20 protein-coding genes and 1 tRNA gene are annotated in these 19,999 nt (G+C 59.8%); 12 read left to right on the top strand and 9 right to left on the bottom strand.

The genetic code is table 11. The features are described 5' to 3' along the window. Positions 1–54: 54 nt before the first annotated feature. The 3 genes from VF629_RS13400 to VF629_RS13390 all read right to left on the bottom strand — a co-directional run bounded on the left by VF629_RS13400 (position 55) and on the right by VF629_RS13390 (position 1,543). Positions 55–342 (bottom strand): hypothetical protein, encoded by a 288-nt coding sequence (locus VF629_RS13400; protein ID WP_331058995.1) that lies wholly within the window; start codon positions 340–342, stop codon positions 55–57. A 73-nt stretch (positions 343–415) separates the two neighbouring features. Further along, positions 416–1,360: a PfkB family carbohydrate kinase gene (locus VF629_RS13395; protein ID WP_331058994.1), complete on the bottom strand. Its 945-nt coding sequence runs from the start codon at positions 1,358–1,360 to the stop codon at positions 416–418. Between the two features lie 109 nt (positions 1,361–1,469). Then, positions 1,470–1,543 (bottom strand) — tRNA-His (locus VF629_RS13390). Between the two features lie 251 nt (positions 1,544–1,794). Here VF629_RS13390 and VF629_RS13385 point away from each other — a divergent pair. Further along, complete coding sequence (locus VF629_RS13385) at positions 1,795–3,207, top strand: DEAD/DEAH box helicase (protein WP_331058993.1); 1,413 nt, start codon at positions 1,795–1,797, stop codon at positions 3,205–3,207. Between the two features lie 82 nt (positions 3,208–3,289). Here VF629_RS13385 and VF629_RS13380 read toward each other — a convergent pair whose 3' ends face one another. Beyond that, positions 3,290–3,736 (bottom strand): hypothetical protein, encoded by a 447-nt coding sequence (locus tag VF629_RS13380; protein WP_331058992.1) that lies wholly within the window; start codon positions 3,734–3,736, stop codon positions 3,290–3,292. A 150-nt stretch (positions 3,737–3,886) separates the two neighbouring features. Next, a complete protein-coding gene (gene upp, locus VF629_RS13375; RefSeq protein ID WP_331058991.1) occupies positions 3,887–4,609 on the bottom strand; it encodes a uracil phosphoribosyltransferase in 723 nt (240 codons plus the stop codon). A 300-nt stretch (positions 4,610–4,909) separates the two neighbouring features. Here upp and VF629_RS13370 point away from each other — a divergent pair, with 300 nt between their 5' ends. Continuing rightward, a complete protein-coding gene (locus VF629_RS13370; RefSeq protein ID WP_331058990.1) occupies positions 4,910–6,817 on the top strand; it encodes a capsule assembly Wzi family protein in 1,908 nt (635 codons plus the stop codon). Between the two features lie 12 nt (positions 6,818–6,829). On the opposite strand, the gene VF629_RS13365 is transcribed toward VF629_RS13370, so the two are convergent. Continuing rightward, positions 6,830–7,285: a Rieske (2Fe-2S) protein gene (locus tag VF629_RS13365; RefSeq protein WP_331058989.1), complete on the bottom strand. Its 456-nt coding sequence runs from the start codon at positions 7,283–7,285 to the stop codon at positions 6,830–6,832. A gap of 119 nt (positions 7,286–7,404) precedes the next feature. Between VF629_RS13365 and VF629_RS13360 the strand changes: the two genes are divergently transcribed. The 6 genes from VF629_RS13360 (at position 7,405) to VF629_RS13335 (ending at position 12,834) form a co-directional block, all read left to right on the top strand. Further along, positions 7,405–9,249, top strand: a complete 1,845-nt coding sequence (locus tag VF629_RS13360) for an ABC transporter ATP-binding protein (RefSeq protein ID WP_331058988.1) — start codon at positions 7,405–7,407, stop codon at positions 9,247–9,249. Positions 9,250–9,279: 30 nt separating this feature from the next. Then, the gene (locus tag VF629_RS13355; RefSeq protein ID WP_331058987.1) at positions 9,280–9,543 is read left to right on the top strand and encodes a hypothetical protein; all 264 of its coding nucleotides are present in this window, start codon (positions 9,280–9,282) and stop codon (positions 9,541–9,543) included. Positions 9,544–9,630: 87 nt separating this feature from the next. After that, positions 9,631–10,140, top strand: coding sequence for a hypothetical protein (locus VF629_RS13350; RefSeq protein WP_331058986.1), 510 nt, complete (start codon positions 9,631–9,633; stop codon positions 10,138–10,140). Between the two features lie 40 nt (positions 10,141–10,180). Further along, a complete protein-coding gene (lpcA, locus tag VF629_RS13345) occupies positions 10,181–10,774 on the top strand; it encodes a D-sedoheptulose 7-phosphate isomerase (RefSeq protein WP_331058985.1) in 594 nt (197 codons plus the stop codon). 302 nt (positions 10,775–11,076) lie between these two features. Further along, on the top strand, positions 11,077–12,612 hold the full coding sequence (locus VF629_RS13340; protein WP_331058984.1) for a YifB family Mg chelatase-like AAA ATPase: 1,536 nt from the start codon (positions 11,077–11,079) through the stop codon (positions 12,610–12,612). Positions 12,613–12,648: 36 nt separating this feature from the next. Further along, on the top strand, positions 12,649–12,834 hold the full coding sequence (locus tag VF629_RS13335; RefSeq protein WP_331058983.1) for a hypothetical protein: 186 nt from the start codon (positions 12,649–12,651) through the stop codon (positions 12,832–12,834). Here VF629_RS13335 and VF629_RS13330 read toward each other — a convergent pair. Further along, positions 12,823–13,479 carry a hypothetical protein gene (locus VF629_RS13330; protein WP_331058982.1) on the bottom strand — a complete coding sequence of 219 codons (657 nt, stop codon included), beginning with the start codon at positions 13,477–13,479 and terminating at the stop codon, positions 12,823–12,825. The two genes, VF629_RS13335 and VF629_RS13330, sit on opposite strands and share 12 nt — an antisense overlap. 135 nt (positions 13,480–13,614) lie before the next feature. After that, a complete protein-coding gene (locus tag VF629_RS13325; RefSeq protein ID WP_331058981.1) occupies positions 13,615–14,691 on the bottom strand; it encodes an acyloxyacyl hydrolase in 1,077 nt (358 codons plus the stop codon). Between the two features lie 201 nt (positions 14,692–14,892). Between VF629_RS13325 and VF629_RS13320 the strand changes: the two genes are divergently transcribed. The 4 genes from VF629_RS13320 (at position 14,893) to VF629_RS13305 (ending at position 18,304) form a co-directional block, all read left to right on the top strand. Beyond that, on the top strand, positions 14,893–15,639 hold the full coding sequence (locus VF629_RS13320; RefSeq protein ID WP_331058980.1) for a porin family protein: 747 nt from the start codon (positions 14,893–14,895) through the stop codon (positions 15,637–15,639). A 394-nt stretch (positions 15,640–16,033) separates the two neighbouring features. Then, positions 16,034–16,669 (top strand): porin family protein, encoded by a 636-nt coding sequence (locus VF629_RS13315; RefSeq protein WP_331058979.1) that lies wholly within the window; start codon positions 16,034–16,036, stop codon positions 16,667–16,669. A 233-nt stretch (positions 16,670–16,902) separates the two neighbouring features. Then, complete coding sequence (locus VF629_RS13310) at positions 16,903–17,505, top strand: porin family protein (RefSeq protein WP_331058978.1); 603 nt, start codon at positions 16,903–16,905, stop codon at positions 17,503–17,505. Between the two features lie 178 nt (positions 17,506–17,683). After that, positions 17,684–18,304 (top strand): porin family protein, encoded by a 621-nt coding sequence (locus tag VF629_RS13305; protein WP_331058977.1) that lies wholly within the window; start codon positions 17,684–17,686, stop codon positions 18,302–18,304. Positions 18,305–18,386: 82 nt separating this feature from the next. Here VF629_RS13305 and VF629_RS13300 read toward each other — a convergent pair whose 3' ends face one another. Then, positions 18,387–19,751 (bottom strand): dipeptidase, encoded by a 1,365-nt coding sequence (locus VF629_RS13300; RefSeq protein ID WP_331058976.1) that lies wholly within the window; start codon positions 19,749–19,751, stop codon positions 18,387–18,389. Positions 19,752–19,999: the final 248 nt, after the last annotated feature.

Genomic DNA, 19,999 nt, shown 5'->3' with positions numbered 1-19,999 from the left:
ATGCACAAAAAAGCCCCGCCAATTGAATTGGCGGGGCTTTTTTCGCTTCAGGAACTAGTCGGCTTTACGGCCGGGGCCTTTCTGGCTTCTATCAACTGACATCGGCTGGTTGCCTTGCGGGTTGCTGCGGGGCTTATTCTGCGGGATTTTATGCGCATGAGCGCTTTTACCGCCAGGCGAGGCACCCATGGTGTTGTTGCCTTCTACGCTGATGTGGTTCTGGTTCGGATTTTGGGTGGTATTCGAGTCCACCTTGGGCGTCTTCGTCTTCTTGTGCTTTTCGTTTTCGTAAGGCACTACTGAAGGTTTCTCGTCGGGCAGGAGGTTTTTCGTATCAGACATGGCGTGGAAGGCAAAAGGTGGAATGATGTTCCTTTTACCCACGCCAAGCCAAAAGAGTTGTGCTTTGGGGCGGCTAAACGGCCGACACGTTGGCCACGGCTACGGCCGGCACGACCTTCACCAACTCGGCAAACTGGGCTTCGCGCGCTTCTACTTCCTCGGGGGTGAGGTTGAGCAGGCGCTCGGTCCCGAATTTCTCTACGCAGAACGAGGCCATGGCCGAGCCATGAATGACGGCCCGCTTCATGTTCTCGAAGCTGATGTCGTCGGTAGCCGCCAGGTGGCCGATGAAACCGCCCGCGAACGTGTCGCCGGCACCGGTGGGGTCGAACACTTCTTCCAGCGGCAAGGCCGGCGCGAAGAACACCTTATTCTTGTGGAAAAGCAGGGCACCGTGCTCGCCTTTCTTGATGATGAGAAACTTCGGGCCCATGCCCATGATTTTCTTGGCGGCCTTCACCAGCGAGTACTCGCCCGAGAGCTGGCGGGCTTCTTCGTCGTTGATGCTCAGCACGTCCACCATTTCAATGGTCGCAATGAGGTCTTCCAGGGCAATGTCCATCCAGAAGTTCATGGTGTCCATCACAATCAGCTTGGGCCGGTTTACGAGGCGCTGAATGACGAGGCGCTGCACCTGCGGGGCCAGGTTGCCGAGCATGAGGTACTTGCAGTCCTGGTAGGCGTCGGGGATGATGGGGTCAAAATCGGCCAGCACGTTCAGCTCCGTCACCAGGGTTTCGCGCGAATTGAGGTCCTGCGAGTACTTGCCCGACCAGAAAAACGACTTTTCACCCTGCTTCACTTGCAGGCCTTCCACGTCCACGCCGTGCTCTTCGAGCAGCATGATGTCGGACTGGGGAAAATCTTCGCCGACAACGGCCACCAGCTTCACGAGCTTCACCGAATAAGAAGCCGACAGGCTGATGAAGGTAGCGGCACCGCCGATGATTTTGTCGGTTTTGCCGAAAGGCGTTTCGATGGCGTCGAACGCGACGCTGCCGATGACGAGAAGACTCATGTAGCTAAAGTGTGGTGAGAGAACAGATGCGTGAATGCCGTATTAAAGCGGAATTAAAGTAAGCAACAAAAAAGTCCCCGGATAATTCTCCGGGGACTTACTTTTTGTGGGTAAATAATGGGGCTCGAACCCACGACCTTCGGAATCACAATCCGACGCTCTAACCAGCTGAGCTATATCTACCGTGTTTGTTTTGGTGGGGCAAAGATAGAAAAAGAAGCGGAAACGGGCAAAAAAAGTTCTGGCTTGCGGTTCAGAACGGTAAAAGGTCATGCCGAGCGCAGCCGAGACATCTCGCGTGCCACTACTAACGCGTGCCACTACTAACTCAATCGTGAGGCCGACCCAAGCGAGATGCCTCGGCTGCGCTCGGCATGACGTTGTTTTTGCTTTACATCAAATGCTACCCGCGCCAAAAAGCCGACCTTTGCGGAATGGAACCCAATACCACCCCGTCGTTCAACGATTTCAAGCTCAACAAACAACTTCTCTCCGCCGTGGCGGACGCCGGCTTCACTGAGCCCACGCCGGTGCAGCAGCAGACGATTCCGCTGTTGCTGGCCGGGCACGACGTGCTGGGCATTGCCCAAACCGGCACCGGCAAAACGGCCGCTTTTGGCCTGCCCTTGCTGATGAAAGCGAAATACGCACAGGGCAAAAACCCACGGGCCTTGGTGCTGGCGCCTACCCGCGAGCTGGCCATTCAGATTGAAACCCATTTGAAAGCGCTGGCCACGCACACCGACCTCCGAATCTTCGCCATTTACGGCGGCTTGGGGCCGAAAACCCAGATTGAAACCATTGCCGAAGGCGTGGACGTGCTCATTGCCACGCCGGGCCGCCTCATGGAAATTTACCTGAAAGGCGCCCTGGTGCTGCGCGACCTCAAAACCTTTGTGCTGGACGAGGCCGACAAGATGATGGACATGGGCTTTATGCCCCAGATTCGGCGCATCTTGGAAGTGATTCCGCGCAAGCGCCAGAACGTGCTGTTCTCGGCCACCATGCCGGAGCGGGTGACGCAGCTGAGCGAGGAATTTCTGGAATTTCCGGTGCGCGTGGAAGTGAGTCCACCGGCCAAAACGGCTTCTACGGTAACGCAGACGCTGTACCAGGCGCCCAACCTGCTCACCAAAATCAACCTGCTGAACTTCCTGCTGCACCGCGACGCCGAAACCATGACGCGCGTGCTGCTCTTCTGCCGCACCAAAGAGCACGCCGACCAGGTGGCGCACTTCCTGGAGCGCAAGGCGCCCGCAGGCGAGGTGCGCGTGATTCACGGCAACAAGGGCCAGAACGCCCGCATCAACAGCATGGACGCCTTCCGGGCCGGAGAGGTGCGCTACCTGGTGGCCACGGACGTGGCGGCGCGCGGCATCGACGTGCCGCAGGTGACGCACGTCATCAATTTCGACGTGCCCATTGTGCACGACGACTACGTGCACCGCATCGGGCGCACCGGCCGGGCCCAACAAACGGGCGCCGCCATCACCTTCGCCAACGAAGCGGAGATGGTGCACATCTCGGAGATTGAGCAGCTCATCAACCAGACCATCGAGGTGCTGCCTTTGCCCGAACAAGTGAAGGTTGAGGAAACCCCGTTTGAAGAGCAACAGAAAATGGGCCGCGAACTGGACGAGCGCCGCAAAAAGCTGGACCCTACCTTCAAGGGTGCTTTCCACGAGAAAAAGGAATGGATTAAACCGGGCGTGACCATTGATAAGCGCACCGGTAAGCCTTTTGTGGAAGGCAAGAAGAAGAGCACCAAGGGCTCGAAAGCCAACGTAGGCAAAAAAGGCGGTTCGGCCCCAGGCGTGAAGGCCATCAAGGCGCGCAAGCGCCGTTAAAGGCTGGTTTCACTACGTAATAAAGCCCGGGCCCACTGCATCAACTGCAGTGGGCCCGGGCTTTATGATTTGAAAGAGGGTGCTAGTGCTTGAGCATGTGCCCGAAGTGAATACTCGCGAAGGTGAGGGCCGACCCCCAGAACACGGCGCTCAGGAACATGTGCAGCAGGATGCGATGCCGGGGCACGCCCAACAGCGTGGCAATGACGGTGCCGCCAATGGGCGACAGGAGCACTGGGGTCAGAAAGGCAATGCCGCCCATCCCAAACTTGCGAAATACCTTGATGATGTTGCGCGAGCGTTTCGTGAAGATGGGCTCCCGGCGCAGACGGCGCTGTTTCTGGCGGTGCTGCATCCAGACACGGCCGATGCCAGAGAAGATGAACACGCTCGTCATCATGCCCGCCACGGTGAGGCCCAGGGTAGGCCAGAAATGCAGCCCCATGGAAGTCCCGGCCAGCGGGCCGCCCAAAAACTTGACCGTGCTCAGCAAAAACACGGACGCGCATTTAACGGCGGGGTGGACCAAAACGAGACAGAAAAAACAGGCGGTGGGGAGTGGGCAACAACGCGGGGTGGACGCCCGACAAAGATACCACGTTTAGGGAGCCCTAGTTCAAAAACTGCTTGCTATTGCGGGCACCACAGGGCCCAACTGGCGCGGGCGAGTACCCCGCTGCTACAGTTTGCTGCCGTAGGAAAGGTCGCCGGCGTCGCCCAGGCCGGGCACGATGTAGGCTTGCTCGTTGAGGCGCTCGTCGATGGCCGCCACCCACAGGTTGGCTTCCGGAATTTCGCGGGCCACGTAGGCCAGCCCCTCGGGCGAAGCAATGACGGCGGCAATGTGCACCTGCCGCGGCGTGCCAAAGCGCAGCATGGCGCGGTAGGTTTGCACCAGGCTTTTGCCCGAGGCCAGCATAGGGTCGGCCAGAATGAGCACCCGCTCGTCGAGGCTGGGGGCCGAGAGGTAGTCTACTTGCACCTGCACTTGCGCCGTGCCCTCGATGCGGTAGGCGGCAACGAAGGCGCTGGGCGACTGGTCGAAATAGTTGAGGAAGCCTTGGTGAAACGGCAAGCCGGCGCGCAGCACCGTGGCCAGAATGGGAAAGTCGTGGAGCAGTTTGCCAGTGGTTTCGGCCAGCGGCGTTTGAATCACTTGGTCGGTGTAGCTCAGGTGCGCGCTGATGCGGTAGGCAATGATTTCGCCCAGCCGCTGCAGGTTGCGCCGGAAACGCAGGCTGTCTTTCTGCACTTCTTTGTCGCGCAGCTCGGCCAGGAAATGGTTGGCGATGCTGGGCTCGGCGCACACCACGTGCACGTGGGCCAGGGCATCGACGACGTCGGTAGTGGCCGCAGGCACCACCGAGTCGGGTGAGGCGGAAGGAAGTGGATTCTGGGCCATGCGGCTAGTCGGAAAGGAAGTGGAACCAGGCAAACCAACCCGGCAATGGCCCCGAAGTTGGCACAAAAACCCCCATCGGCCAAGAAACCAGCGGGATTTTGGCCGGCCGGTGCCGTGCTGGGCGGCACTCCGCTCTTGGCCGTTGCTTGCGCGCTGCACGCCCTCACTTATCGCTGCCAACGGCCTGCTGCGTAGGTTTGTTGAGAAATTGGCCCACCCGCGTGGTGGCCGGTCGAGTGACTTCGATTTTTATGATGACTATTTGTATTTATGCATAAAGCTCTGCTGCTGCTTTCCGCTATGGTATTGTTACTGCGGCCCTTGGCGGCCCAGACCGTACCCACCACGCCACCGGAGCCCACCACGCCCGCGCCTGCGGAACCCACGCCCCCCGCGACGCCGGCACCCGCGGAAAAATCTCCCTGGATGGTTTTCGACCAGCCGTTGGCACCGGAGCCCACAATCAAGCGCGACCCGGCCAAGACAACGCAGGGCGCCAACTACGTCCCGCTCGACGCCGACATCTACCGGTTGATTGACCGTTACGCCATCAAGTTCGGCTCCGACTCGTTGCGCGACCCGCACACCAGCGCGCGGCCCTACACCCGGGCCGCGGTAGCCCGCCTGGGCGAGCGCATGCTCTCGCCTGACAGCGCCAGCACCGCCCGGGGCAGCCTCTCGCGCGCGGACCGGTTCAACGCCCAATACTTGCTGAAAGACAACTGGATGAACAGCGACCGCGGTGCGGCCATGAACACCAGCCGCTCGCCCATTCTCTCGTATTTCTATCGCAATCAGACCGACTTATACAGCGTCGAAACCAAAGATTTTCTCCTTCGGGTGAACCCGGTGCTGCTGTTGCAGGCCGGCCGGGACAGCGAAATCAGCGGCTTGCGGTACGTGAACACGCGGGGTGTGCAGCTGGAGGGCGTAATTGATGAGAAACTGGGTTTCTATACCTTCCTGGCCGACAACCAGCAGGCGGTGCCTCAGTACGTGCAGGACCAGATTCGGCGCGACCGGATTGTGCCGCACGAGGGGTACTGGAAGGACTACAAAATCATTGGCGGCAGCCAGTACGACTTCTTTTCGGCGCGGGGCGGCATCACCTACGCGGCCACCAAGCACATCAACCTGCAGCTGGCCCACGACCGCAACTTCATCGGCAACGGCTACCGCTCGCTCATCCTGTCGGACTACAGCGCGCCGTATTTCTTCCTGAAGGCGAATACCCGCGTCTGGAAGCTCAACTACCAGAACCTGTTTGCGGAGCTTACTGCTAGCCGCACATATGACTCTGCTGGCAGCCCCACCGACGACGTGTACCCCAAGAAGTACATGGCCTTCCACCACCTCAGCTTCGATGTGACGCCGAACCTAAACATTGGGGTGTTTGAGAATACCATTCTGGGGGGCCGCAAGGCCAAGCTGGACAGCTTGGGCCGGTACATTCCCGGCAGCCAGCGGCGCGGCTTCGAGCTGCAGTACCTGAACCCGCTCATTTTTTACCGGGCCGTTGAGCAACAAACGGGTTCGGCTGACAACGCCATTCTGGGCTTGGATTTCAAGTGGAACATCCTGCGCACGGCACAGCTGTACGGCCAGCTGGTGCTTGATGAGTTCAAGATTAGCGAGATACGGGCGGGCAATGGGTGGTGGGCCAACAAGCAGTCGTTCCAGCTGGGGGGCAAGTACATCGACGTGGCCGGCCTGCGCAATCTGGATTTGCAGGTGGAGTTTAACTACATCCGCCCCTTCATGTACCAGCACGAAGACATTTACACCAGCTACCAGCACTACCAGCAGCCCCTGGCCCACCCCATGGGCGCCAACGTAGCCGAGTTTCTGGGCGTGCTGAGCTACCAGCCCCTGCCCCGCCTGATGCTGGTGGGCAAGGCGTTTTACTCCGAGCAAGGCTTGGATGTGGTGAACACCGACGCCCCCTTTGAGAACTACGGCGGCAACGTGCTGAAGTCCTACAACACCCGCGTGCAGGAATACGGCAACCAAGTGGGCCAAGGCAACCGAAGTCGCCTGCTGCACGCCGACTTCACGGCCACCTATCAGCCGCGCCTGAACCTGTTTCTGGACGCGAAGCTCATTGCCCGCAATCAAACCTATTCGCGCACGCCCGACCTGAACGGCAACGAAGTATATGCCTCGCTAGCCTTGCGGTGGAACATCGCGCAGCGGCTCCACGAATTTTAAACCGCCTGTAAATCAACTCTTGATGCGCAGCATCGTACCCGTTTGCGTGACGGTGTAGGCCCGCAGGCTGCTGGCCGCGGGTCCGTTGACCACGCCGCCGCTGGCGTTGAATTGGGAGCCGTGCGTGGGGCAGGCGAAGTTGTTGCTGCCGGCCTGAAACTGCACCGCCGTGCCTTGGTGGGTGCATGCAGCCGACAGCGCTATGTAGCTGCCGGTGGTGGTTTTGGCGACGATAACCGTGCCGCCGGCGCCGTAGACGTAGCCAAAAGCAGGGTCGTTGAGGCGGGCGTTGGCGGGGTCCGCGAGGTCGAGGGTAAAATCGACGGTGGTGGGGCTGGGACCGGGGCCGGAAGGCGGGGTGGCGGGTGGTTGCGGGTCGTCTTTTTTGCTGGAGCAGCTGCCCAAGCATCCACTCAAGGCCATGGCGGCTCCAAAACCGAACAACTGTAGAAATTCTATCCGTTTCATAGGCAGGTAAAAAAGTGAGTTGAAACGGCCACGAACCGCTTCCTTGGGCTGACTCGGTGAGCTCGGCTAAGAGGTTGCCTGAAGGTGCGCAGAAGCGGGGACGTATTTTTGTGGCTCGCATGAAAACCTACCTCCGCATCTTAGAGTACGCCCGGCCGTTTGCGAGCTTTCTGCCGCAGTATTTAGTGTATACGCTGTTGGCCATCTTTTTTGGCTTGGCCAACTTCACCCTGATAATTCCGCTGTTGAAGGTGCTGTTCGACAAAACGGACAAGGTGCCGCTGCAAGCGCCCGACCACCTGCCCGCGTTCCAGCTCAGCCTGGACTGGATTAAAGACACGTTCAACTTCTACTTCGCCGACGTGCTGGCGGCGCAGGGCAAGATGGGCGCCCTGGCTTTTGTGTGCGTCATCGTCGTGATATCGGTACTGCTCAGCAACGTGTTTCGCTACCTCAGCTTGCGGCTGCTGGCCCAGGTACGGGCCCGCGTGGTCCGCAACCTGCGCCGGGCGCTCTACTACCGCATCGTGGAATTGCAGTTGGGGTACTTTGCCGGCGAGCGCAAGGGAGACCTGATGTCGCGCTTCACCAGCGACGTGCAGGAAGTGGAGACGTCGGTGGTGAACACGCTCACCGCCGTGATTCAGGAGCCGCTCAAAATCATTGCGTTTTTTGTGCTGCTTTTTTACATCTCGGTGCCGCTCACGCTGTTCACCCTGATTTTATTACCGCTTTCGGGGGGCGTTATCGCGATGGTAGCCAAGCGGCTGCGGCGGCAGGCCGAAGTGAGCCAGAGCACCTTGGGCTCGATGATGTCGGTGATTGACGAGACCTTGGGCGGCATCCGCGTCATCAAGGCCTTCAACGCCCAGGCCTACATCAAAGGCAAGTTTGAGGACCAAAACGACCAGTACGCCCGCACGTCGCAGCGCATCGACAACACCCGCGACCTGGCCTCGCCCTTCTCCGAATTTGCGGGCGTGGCCGTGGTGGCCGGGCTGCTGTACTTCGGCGGCACGCTGATTCTGGGGGGCGAGTCGAGCCTGACCGGCGAAACGTTTATCGGCTACGTGGTGCTGTTTTCGCAGGTGCTCACGCCGGCCAAGGCCCTGTCGAGCTCCTTCGGCAACATTCAGCGCGGGCTGGTGGCGGGCGAGCGGGTGCTGAGCATCATCGACACCCAACCGGCGGTGCGCGACCGGCCCGACGCCAAGGTACTGCCGCCGTTTGAACACGAAATCGAGTTTCGCGACCTCACCTTCAGCTACGGTGATAAACCGGTGCTGTACGACATCAACCTCAAGATTCGCAAGGGCAGCACCGTGGCGCTGGTGGGCGGCAGCGGCGGGGGCAAAAGCACGCTGGCCGACTTGCTGCCGCGCTTTTACGACCCCAGCGGCGGCCAGATTTTGATTGACGGCCACGACCTGCGCGCCTGCACGCTGCATTCGGTGCGCGACCAAATGGGCATCGTGACGCAAGAGAGCATTCTGTTCAACGACACCATTTTCAACAACATCCGCTTCAACACCCAGGCCACCGAGGCCGAAGTGCTGGAAGCCGCCCGCATTGCCAACGCCCACGAGTTCATCATGGCCAGCGCCGACGGCTACCAAACGATGATTGGCGACCGGGGCTCGCGCTTGTCGGGCGGGCAGCGGCAGCGGCTGAGCATTGCGCGCGCCATTTTGCGCAACCCGCCCATCCTCATTCTGGACGAAGCCACGTCGGCGCTCGACACCGAGAGTGAAAAACTCGTACAAGAGGCGTTGCAGCGCCTGATGCAAAACCGCACCTCGCTCGTCATTGCCCACCGCCTGAGCACCGTGCAGCACGCCGACGAAATTGTGGTGCTGCAGCACGGCCGCATTGCCGAACGGGGCACGCACAACGAGTTGGTGCGGCGCGAGGGCGGCGTGTACCAACGCCTGAGTTCCATGCAAACCAACGCCGCGCTGGTGTAAGAACACCCGCACCTCATCTTATTTTAACGCATGTTCAGCTCCAAAACTTCTCGCTACTTTGGCCTTCTAATCCTGGTGATGCTCGGCTTGCGCTTCGGCTACAAGTATTATCGCAGCCAGCAGAAACCAACCTCGCAAATCATGATGGAAAATGTCACCGCCCGGCAGCAGGCCCTGGTTGAGGCCATTCGGGCCAACGAGGACGCCCAACGCGCCAACGGCGCAACGGTGATTGTAGCAGACTCGGCCGGCGCGGCGGCAGCAGCGGCCGACACGGTCACGCAAGCCCGCTAGCTCGGCTAATAACCGCTATTTTGCAGCCGGTTTCTTGCTGATTCCATTTCCAGTACTGGTTGCTTCACCCATTTACCCCGTTTTGCCATGCTCGCCCTCAAACGCATTGTTACCGTCGCCGTAATGGTTTACCTGTTGCTGGCGGTGTTGTTCGTCCTCGCTCCAGCCGTGCGCACCTCGGTTATGGGCATGGGCACCGGCCTCTCGGCCCTGGAGCAGGAACGGCAGTTCTACTACACCCTCTTCCTGATTGGGGCCGGCCTGCTGGCCCTGCACCTGATAACCGAAAACCTCGACAGCGTGCTGCTGCGCCGCTCGGTGAGCCAGCAAGAAAACAAAATCAACGAGCTCAAAGCCAAGCTGTATGACCAGCAGCAGCGGGCCGTGCCGCCCGTGGGCGTGCCCACTGCGCGCACCATCGACGGCCGCCTCATCAACAACGAAACCGCGCCGGTGCAACCCACCCAAAGCCAAGCCGCCGGCACCGTGAGCGTAACCGAAAACCGGACTTCCGACCACCTGCCCCACCCCACCTTCCCGCAGAGCGACCCCAGCCTGACCAACACTCCGCCCGCCGAGCGCCCGCCGCTGGCCTAGTGGCCTTGCTCACTGCTTGCTCTCGCCCCACCCGCTCCCAGTGCCCGACGCCTCCCCCCTGCTCCCCGACCTCATTCACGCCGAACTCAGCGAAGCCCGCGCGGTGCTCGACCGGTTTCTGGCCGACCCGGCCAACCTGGCCCGTATCGCCGAAGCCGCTGAAGTGTTTGGCCACAGCCTCCGCAACGGCGGCAAAGCCCTTACCTGCGGCAACGGCGGCAGCCTCTGCGACGCCCAGCACTTTGCCGAAGAGCTCAGCGGGCGCTACCGGGGCGACCGGCGCGCCCTGGCCGCCATCGCCCTCACCGAAGCCTCACACATGACCTGCGTGGCCAACGATTACGGGTTTGAGTTCGTGTTCAGCCGCTTTGTGCAGGCCTTGGGCCGGCCCGGCGACGTGCTGCTCGCCATCAGCACCAGCGGCAATTCGCCCAACATTTTGCGCGCCGCCGAAGCAGCCAAGGAGGCTGGCATGTTGGTGGTTTCGCTCACGGGCAAGGACGGCGGCAAGCTGGCTGGCCTCAGCGACGTGGAGATTCGAGTGCCGCACTTTGGCTTCGCCGACCGCATTCAAGAGATTCACATCAAGGTGATTCACATCCTGATATTGCTGATTGAGAAACTGGTGCTCTGATTTTTGGGCTGGAAGACGCGGATTTTCTGAGCCGCTTAGAAGCTATTAAATCAGTAAAAACGGTCATGCTCATCTGGCGTCCGCGCAGTCGACGCATCTCGCGTGTGGTAGTAATTCATTTACTATTGCAGTAGAGATGCTTCGACTGCGCGGACGCCAGATGAGCATGACGGTCTGAAATGATTTTTGGTTAACTCAAACAGCTTCTTAGGTAGCAGGCGGGCTCGCTGGCTTAATTTGCTGAGCTTATCTCTTCTACCGCCCATTCAACCAGCCTCCGCTGCGCCAGTGGAGTACTTCTTATGCTCACCAAAACCTTCGGCTCGGCCGTGCAGGGCGTCAACGCCTATACCATTACCATTGAAGTAGTGGTCACGGCCGGGACGCTGTTTTACGTGGTGGGCTTGCCAGACAACGCCATCAAAGAAAGCCAGCAGCGGATTGAGGCGGCGCTGAAGCTGCGCGGCTACCGCATGCCGCGTACCAAAGTGGTGGTGAATATGGCGCCGGCCGACATTCGCAAAGAAGGTGCGGCCTACGATTTGCCCATTGCGTTGGGCATTTTGCACGCCTCGCAGCAGTTGAGCACCGACCGGCTGGCGGAGTACATCATCATGGGCGAAATGTCGCTCGATGGCAACTTGCGGCCCATTCGGGGCGTGTTGCCCATTGCCATTCAGGCCCGCAAGGAAGGGTTCAAGGGCATCATCCTGCCCAAGGAAAACGCCGAGGAAGCGGCCATCGTCAACAACCTCGACGTGATTCCGGTGGGCAGCATGCAGGAGGCCATCGACTTTTTCGAGGGCCGGCTCGACATCACGCCCACCAAAGTGGACACCCGCGACTTGTTCCAACACGCGGTGAACAAGTACACGGCCGACTTCGCCGACGTGCAGGGCCAGGAAAACATCAAACGGGCGCTGGAAATCGCGGCCGCCGGCGGCCACAACGTCATCATGGTCGGGCCACCCGGTGCCGGCAAGACCATGCTGGCCAAGCGCCTGCCCAGCATTCTGCCGCCGTTGAGCATGCAAGAAGCGCTGGAAACCACCAAGATTCACTCCGTGGCCGGCAAGCTGGCGGGCGGTGGCTTGCTCAGCACCCGGCCCTTCCGTGCGCCTCATCACACTATTTCGGACGTGGCGCTGGTGGGCGGGGGTGGCAACCCCCAGCCCGGCGAAATCTCGCTCTCGCACAACGGCGTGCTGTTTTTGGACGAGCTTCCGGAATTTAAGCGGACCGTGCTGGAGGTAATGCGCCAGCCGCTGGAGGAGCGCCGCGTCACGATTTCGCGGGCGAAGGTCAGCATCGAGTTTCCGGCCAACTTTATGCTCATTGCGAGCATGAACCCTTGCCCCTGTGGCTATTACAACCACCCGGAGAAGGAATGCGTGTGCGGCCCTGGCGTGGTGCAAAAGTACTTAAATAAAGTGTCGGGCCCGTTGCTCGACCGCATCGACCTGCACGTGGAGGTAACGCCCGTCACCTTCGACCAGATGACGGCCACGCGCAAAGCCGAAACCAGCGCCGAAATTCAGCCGCGCGTCGACAAAGCCCGCCAGGTGCAGGAAACGCGGTTTAAGGAATATGCCGACATTCATTCTAACGCCATGATGCCGCCGCAAATGGTGAAGGACATTTGCCAAATCAGCGAGGAAGGGCGCACGCTGCTGAAGACGGCCATGGAGCGCCTCGGCCTGTCGGCCCGCGCCTACGACCGTATTCTGAAGGTGGCCCGCACCATTGCCGACCTGGCCGGAACCGAGGAAATTCAGATTCAGCACCTGGCCGAAGCCATTCAATACCGCAGCCTCGACCGGGAGGGCTGGGCCGGGTAAGCACCCACGTAAAGGCCCTCGCCAAACCGGCTTTGCTTGCCCTCGACGCGGGGCAGGGCGTTGCCCATCATTGGGGCGGGCGGCATTCACTTGCCGGCTGATGCGCGAGAGAAGCTGGCCGCGGGCGCTACGCTGGTGCAGCCGTACACGGCGGGCTTTGTATACGAAGGGCCCGCGCTGGTGCGCCGCATCAACGAGCAGTTGGTGGCCTCACTGCGCTAGTTGGATGTCGGCTGCCGCTTTGGGCTGCTTCACTCGCCGGTGCCACCACCGGATGATGGGCACGCCCAGCAGGGTGGGCCACAGAAAATTGTAGGGGAAAGGAATGAACTGCAGGCTGGTGACCGAGAAAGCCGAAACGGCCGCGATGTACGAGGCCATGAACCCCGAAATGTGGTTGAGCAGCCACTGGTTTTTGGTCCAATGCCCCGCGTTGGCATACCCTTGCAGCTGCCGGGCCGCCGTGGCGGCCCCCAAGCCCCCGAAAACACCCACCGCAACGTTTCGGCTAATCAGGCTGTAGACGGCCGTACCCGCAAACACCGCCAGGCCCACGGCCGCTACGGCCCAGTCGAAAGCGGCTACTTTGGCGTCCCAGGCCAAGGGCTTCAAGTAGAGAGAGCGGTAGCCGAAGCCGGCCATGTACAGGCTGAAAACAGCCGTCAGCAGCAAAAACAGGCTGTGGATACGCTGCGCGCCTACCAGCGCCGTGAGGCCGGCCACGACCATTGCCCAGAAAAACACCTTGCCCCAGCGCCGATGGGCCGGGCCGCCCTTCCGCATCAGCAGGGCCACCGGCGCCACAAAAAAACCCGTGAAGCCTGCCGCAATGTGCAGGTAGCGGTTGAGTTGAAAAAACGTTTCCATGGGGCAGCGCGCGGGATAAGTTGAACCGCGCCGCAAGGTGGTGCCCCCCGCCCGATGCCGCCGCGACAAAGCTGCTGAAACTCTGCCCGCACCGCCTCAAACGTTGCCCGAGGCGGATGAAACGTTTCGGCTACTTCACAGCTTGGCCCCCACCTTGAACTCGATGACGTCGGCCGCGCCGCGATGAATCTTGAGGTCGACGGCGCCAAAAAGCCGGTCGGTAACGTGGTATTTCAGGCCCAGGCGCTCGTAGTAAGCGGTGCTCGATTTGTACGGGGCGTACACATAAAGCCCCAGGTGCGACACAAACGCCAGCCGCCCGAACAGCAGCTCGTGCCCCACAAACACGCCCGCCTTCTTCACGTCGGGCTGCCGCAGGCCGGCGCGCGTGGTGTCTTCGAGCGTGGCCTTCAGGCTGCGGTCGTAAAACCCCTCAACGCCCGCCAGCAGGTTGGATTTGCGGCTGACGCGCCGGCCCACCGCGGCCGTGACGGAGTTGACCAAGTACTTCCGCCGGTCGGCCTCGGTGCGCTGCTTGAAGCCCAGGCTGGTGCTCACGTTGTAGAAAATCTGGCCGACATCGGCCGGCGCCGGGGCGTTGGAGTTGGCTTGCGGGGCGTTGCGCTGCTCGTGGTAGTTCAGGCCCAGCACCACCGAGGGCAGGTTGACGCCGAAGTTGGGCTTGGTGGTGGCGCCGTTGGAATAGTGGTTCAGGCCCAACCCGGCCAGCAGGCCCAGGTGCGGCGTGAGGGCGTAGTCGTACTCAAACCGCAGCTGCAGCGTGGCGTTGAGCGACGAGCTGGCGATGGTGTTTTTGTGGTTGGTGTCCTGGTTGTAGGGGTTGGTGAGGTAGGCCAGGCCCGCGCCCAGCCGGAAGCTAAAGTCGTGCTTGGGGCCGCGCGAGAACGACTTGTTGATGTACGGGCTGGCCGCTACCGCATAGCCCAGCACCGGGTTGCGAAAGTCGTAGTAGGTGAGCGCCACGCCAATTTTGGGGTATTTGTACCAGCCATGCCACGGCGCCGCTCCGGTGGTCTGCCGCTGCAGGTTGACTTCGAACCCGGTGGGGTGAGAAACCGCCAAATGCTGAATGGCTTCGGTATGCGCCATGATGATGCTGCCTTGCACGTAGGCCCCCACCACCCACGGCGCGCGGGGCGATGGCTCCTGAGCCCACGCGCTTTTGGCGCTTCCCACAAGCAGCAATGCCATTAACAGCCAATATTCTTTAAAATAAAATAACAAGGCCATGAATGCGCGTATGAAACTCAAAAATAGCAGCAAAGCCCTTCTTACCTCGCCAGTAAGCGCCCTGAACGTACAGAATTTTGGCAACCCCAATGCGCTGTCACCGTTAAACCGCTCTAGATATGGATTTACCATATTCTTTTTATTCCCATTCTACTTTTTATCATGAAAAAGCTCGTTCTTTCACTCGGCTTACTGGCTTGTACTTCTGCTGTAGCCATGGCCCAAGATGCTGGCGGTCTCCGCATCGGTGTAAAAGTTGGCGCTACTTATTCCAGCCTGAACGGCGACGACGCATCGCAACTAGCAGGCCCCACCTTTAACTCCGAATTAGGGTCTTACAAACTCGGCTACAACGTCGGCATCGGCACTAGCTTCCCCCTGAGCAGCGACGGCTTCTTCTCCATTGCCCCCGAACTGTTGTATAACCGCAAAGGCTACGAAATCAACTCGGCCCAAAAGTCCGGTCTATCGAGCCCGATAACGGAAGTGGAGCTTGAGCAAAAGCGCGTGCTTCACTACCTCGATTTGCCAATTCTGGCCAAAATCAACGCAGGTGGCCTGTTTTTTGAGCTAGGCCCGCAAGTGAGCTACCTGTTTGGCTCGAAAGTGGAGCAGCAGGTCACCACCAAATACAACAACGGCACCAAGGATAAGGTAGAAACCAGCAGCGGTTTCCAAGACTACACCGGCGTGTCGCGCGGCGACGCCGACAAGTCGGACCTCTCGCAGTTTGACATTGCTGGGGTGGCCGGCATTGGCTACCAGACGGAAGGCGGCTTGAGCTTGGGCCTGCGCTACGCACAAGGCTTCAACTCGCTGATTGACTCCAAAGATTCTGACAACGAGCCCAAGGTGTTCAACAACGCCTTCACGCTGCAAGTGGGCTACCTGTTGCCATTGGGCAAATAAGCCCTCCCCTGTCTTTCACACGCAAAGCGCCGGCTACTTCCCAGTAGCCGGCGCTTTGCGTTTACGGGCTTGCCTTGCTGGCTATCCTGAAAAATCCTTGACTTTAACATTCTCTTTTTGCGGCAGCATTCACCTAACCAACAGCGACGAAAAGCTCCCCGCTGAGTCCCGCAACCGCATAATTTTCGCACACTTTGGCCATTGGCTGGGCCCCTACTGAATCATGTATTTAACGGCCCCAAAAGCTCAGCTTTTGGATTAAAGCTCAACGGTTAAAGCAAACAAAATCACATATTTATCGTCTTTAATCCGACACCGCACGTCGACGGTTTATAAGCAGTTTCTGCTTTCGCCAACATTGAAGCCTTTACACCCCCTCACTTTCTTTCCACCTATGAAAAAGCTTGTTCTATTCCTCGGCTTGCTTGCCGGTGCTACCGCCACCGCCCAGGCCCAAACCGCCACCGGTGGCACCGGCACCGGAACCCGTTTCGGCCTCAAGGTCGGCGTGGTAGCCGCTACCTTGGCTGGCGACGACAAAGACTTCCAAGGCAACGTGCAAAACCGCTTCGGTTTTCAGGCCGGCTTCACGACCACGACGACTTTTGGCGTTGGGGGACTGTTTCAGCTGCACCCCGAGCTGCTGTATTCCCAGCGCGGCTATCAGATTGAGGACGTCTCCAAGACCACGTTTCACAACATCGACTTGCCGCTGTTGGCCCGCGTGAACGCCGCCGGCCTCGTTTTTGAAGCGGGCCCGCAACTGGGCTACCTGTTCGCGCACAAAACCAAGTACGACAATTCGGCCACCCCCGACCTCACCGGCCGGGGCCAGCTCAACAAGCTGCAATTCGGGTACATCGTGGGCGTGGGCTACCAGCTGGAGAGCGGCCCCAATGTGGGCATCCGCTACAACGGCGGCATCACCAAGCTCTACGACGGGGACGCCGTTCTTTCCGGGGGCGGCAATCAAATTCGCAACTCGGTGTTTCAATTCCAAGTAGGCTTTGCGTTCCCCAGCGGCAGCTAGCCGCGTTGCCCAACGCCTGATGTAAAGCCCTGTGATACGTAGCCGACGACGCAGCGCAACCGCAGAAGACGGCGTTTGTGCTACCTCGCAACAGCTTTCTCGCTAAAGCAACCAGCTTTTAAAAAGCCCGGTTTCCGCCATGGAAACCGGGCTTTTTCATGGCTTGCGCCACCCCTCCGGGGTTCGGCAAGGCAGTCCTTGTAATTTCGCGGCTGCACATATCTTTTCCAAAAATGAAAAAAGTTGTTCTTTCCCTATTACTTATTGGTGGCCTCAGCGGGGTGGCCCATGCGCAAAGCGACGTCTCGTTGGGGTTGAAAGCCGGGGGCTCGCTCACTGATTTTGTGGGCGCCGATGCCGCTTTTTATGAAAAGCAGTTCGGCTTTCACGCCGGCATATTCGCTAACATTGGCATTACCCAACTGGTGGCTTTCCAACCGGAGCTGCTGTACTCGCAAAAAGGGGCCGCGCAACCGCTAACCGGTAGCAACGAAAAACTAATTGACCGTCTCCACTACGTGGACGTGCCACTGGCATTTCACGTCAATGCCGACGGGCTCTTTTTTGAAGCCGGCCCCCAAGTGGGCATTCTGGCGGCAGCCAAGTCGAAAGTTGGCAGCGCCTCCACGGATATCAAAGGGCGGTACAACGATGTTGATTTGGGTTACCTCGCCGGTCTGGGATACCAGCGTAAAAGCGGCCTGGGCATCGGCCTGCGCTACAACGGCGGGATTACCAAGGTGCAGCAGAAATTTACGGTGGGCAATACCACCATTCAGGCCCGCTCCCGCAACGAGGCGTTTCAGCTCTACCTCACCTACTCGTTTGGGGGCTAGAAACCGGCGTGTCGCTCCGCCACGCGCACCGGCTTTTTGGGTGGTTCACAGGGAGCAACATAAAAAAATAACACTCCCAATCAAGGCGTCTTACCGTCGCGGTTTGGCCGAAGTAAGTAGCTTTGCACCAAACACGCTCAATTCCTTAATTCTCTTTGTAGTGCAAAAAGTTTTTCTCATGCTCGCTGTACTCGTTGCCTGTGCCAGCACCGCCCGCGCCCAAGAAGCTGCCCCAAGCTCGGACGACAACCACTTCGGCATCAAGGCCGGCGCTTCGCTCAGCAACTTTGTGGGCAAAGACGTCCAAAACAGCGACAATCTTTTTGGCTTTCACGCCGGTTTTGTGGCCAATGTTGCCTTGGGTGAACGGTTTTCCATTCAGCCAGAGCTGCTTTACTCCATTAAGGGCGCCAAAACCGAAGTGAGCGCCGGCACCACCACCTTCCAGCGCACACAAAGCCTGCACTACGTGGAGCTGCCCATCTTGGTGAAGGCCAAGTTCAGCCAGTTTTTTGTGGAAGCCGGTCCGCAGGCGGGCGTGCTGGTGCGCGCCAAATCCAAAACCGAGGGCGGCAGCATGGAGGGAAGCATCTCCAACAAGGACGAATACGGCGACGTTGACTTCGGCTACGTAGCCGGCTTGGGCTACCAGCTGGAGAGCGGCCCCATGGTGGGCTTGCGCTACAACGGCGGCCTGTCCAATGTGGACGCATCGGAGGTGGTTAGCGGCCGGAGCATCCAGACCAAAGCCCGCAACAACGTCTTTCAACTGTACGTGGGCTACACGTTCGGTAACTAAAACTCATTGATTTGCCCAAAGGAAAAGCCCGGCTTCTAACCAGAAGCCGGGCTTTTTGGTGCCCTCTTACCGGCAACCCGAGCTATTGAGCCGCCGCGTAGTTGCGGTAGAAATGCGGAATGGTTTCGATGCCTTTGAGGAAGTTGAACACGCCGAAATGCTCGTTGGGCGAGTGGATGGCGTCCGAGTCGAGGCCGAAGCCGAGCAGCACGGTATCGAGGCCCAGCTCCGTCTTGAACATGGCCACGATGGGGATGGAGCCGCCGCCGCGCGTGGGCACTGGGCGCTTGCCGAAGGTGGTTTCCATGGCGTCGGCCGCGGCTTTGTAGGCCACGGAGTCGGTGGGCGTCACCACGGGCTCGCCGCCGTGGTGGGGGTGTACGGCCACCGTGACGCCGGCCGGTGCAATGCGTTGGAAGTGCTTTTGGAAGAGCTCTGAGATTTCGGCCGACGTTTGGTGGGGCACCAGGCGCATGGAGATTTTGGCGTGGGCCTGCGAGGCGATGACGGTTTTGGCCCCCTCGCCGGTGTAGCCGCCCCAGATGCCGTTCACGTCGAGCGTGGGCCGGATGCTGGTGCGCTCCATGCTGCTGTAGCCTTTTTCGCCGTAGCTGGCGGGCAGGCCGATGCTTTGCTTGAACTCTTCTTCCGAGAACGGGGCTTTGGCCATTTCGGCGCGCTCTTCGGCGCTCAGCTCGTCCACCTTGTCGTAGAAGCCAGGGATGGTGATGTGGCCGTTTTCGTCGTGCAGGCTGGCTATCATCTGGCACAGGGCGTTGATGGGGTTTTGCACGGCGCCGCCGTACAGGCCGGAGTGCAGGTCGCGGTTGGGGCCGGTCACGGTCACTTCGTGGTAGCTCAGGCCGCGCAGGCCCACCTCGATGCTGGGCACGTCGTTGGCCAGCATGCCGGTATCGGAGATGAGGATGACGTCGGCTTTGAGCTTCTCCTTGTTGGCGCGCACGAAGATTTCGAGGTTGTTGGAGCCAATTTCCTCCTCGCCCTCGAACATGAACTTGATGTTGCAGGGCACGCCGCCCTGGCCGTCGCGCATCATCATTTCGAAGGCCTTGACGTGCATGTACACCTGGCCCTTGTCGTCGCAGGCGCCGCGGGCGTAGAGTTGACCGTCCTTAATCACCGGCTCGAAGGGTGGCGAGGTCCACAGCTCGTAGGGGTCGGCGGGCTGCACGTCGTAGTGGCCGTAGACCAGCACGGTGGGTTTGCTGTCATCCACGATATAGTCGCCGTACACGATGGGGTTGCCGGCGGTGGGGCAGGTTTCCACGTTATTCACCCCGGCTTCTTCGAGGCGGGTTTTCAGGAAATCGGCGGCCCGCAACACGTCGTCTTTGAACTTGGGGTCGGCCGAAACGGACGGGATGCGGAGCCAGTCCATGAGCTCGTTGAGGAAGCGGGTTTGGTTATCGGCGAGGTACTGGGCCATGCGGAGTGCGGGAGTTAGGGGGTTGGGAATGCACCGGTAAAAATAGCGGGCAGTGACAGAACAGTACTTCGCAGGTACCCGGGCGGCAAACAGCACCGTAAAGCGTCAAACCAATATCCACAATTCAAGCATCAGACTCGCGCTTTGGCAGTGAAAGCACCTCGAATCAACGAAAAAAAGCCTCAAAATAAATTATTTGCTGCAGGAATACTGCCCCGGACACAAAGCTGGTAAACGCCTTACAGTGT

It is taken from the genome of Hymenobacter sp. (assembly GCF_036388155.1).
Classification (GTDB): domain Bacteria; phylum Bacteroidota; class Bacteroidia; order Cytophagales; family Hymenobacteraceae; genus Hymenobacter.
The sequence above is the reverse complement of the archived record's forward strand: the minus strand, read 5'-3'. Positions and strand labels throughout refer to the sequence as shown.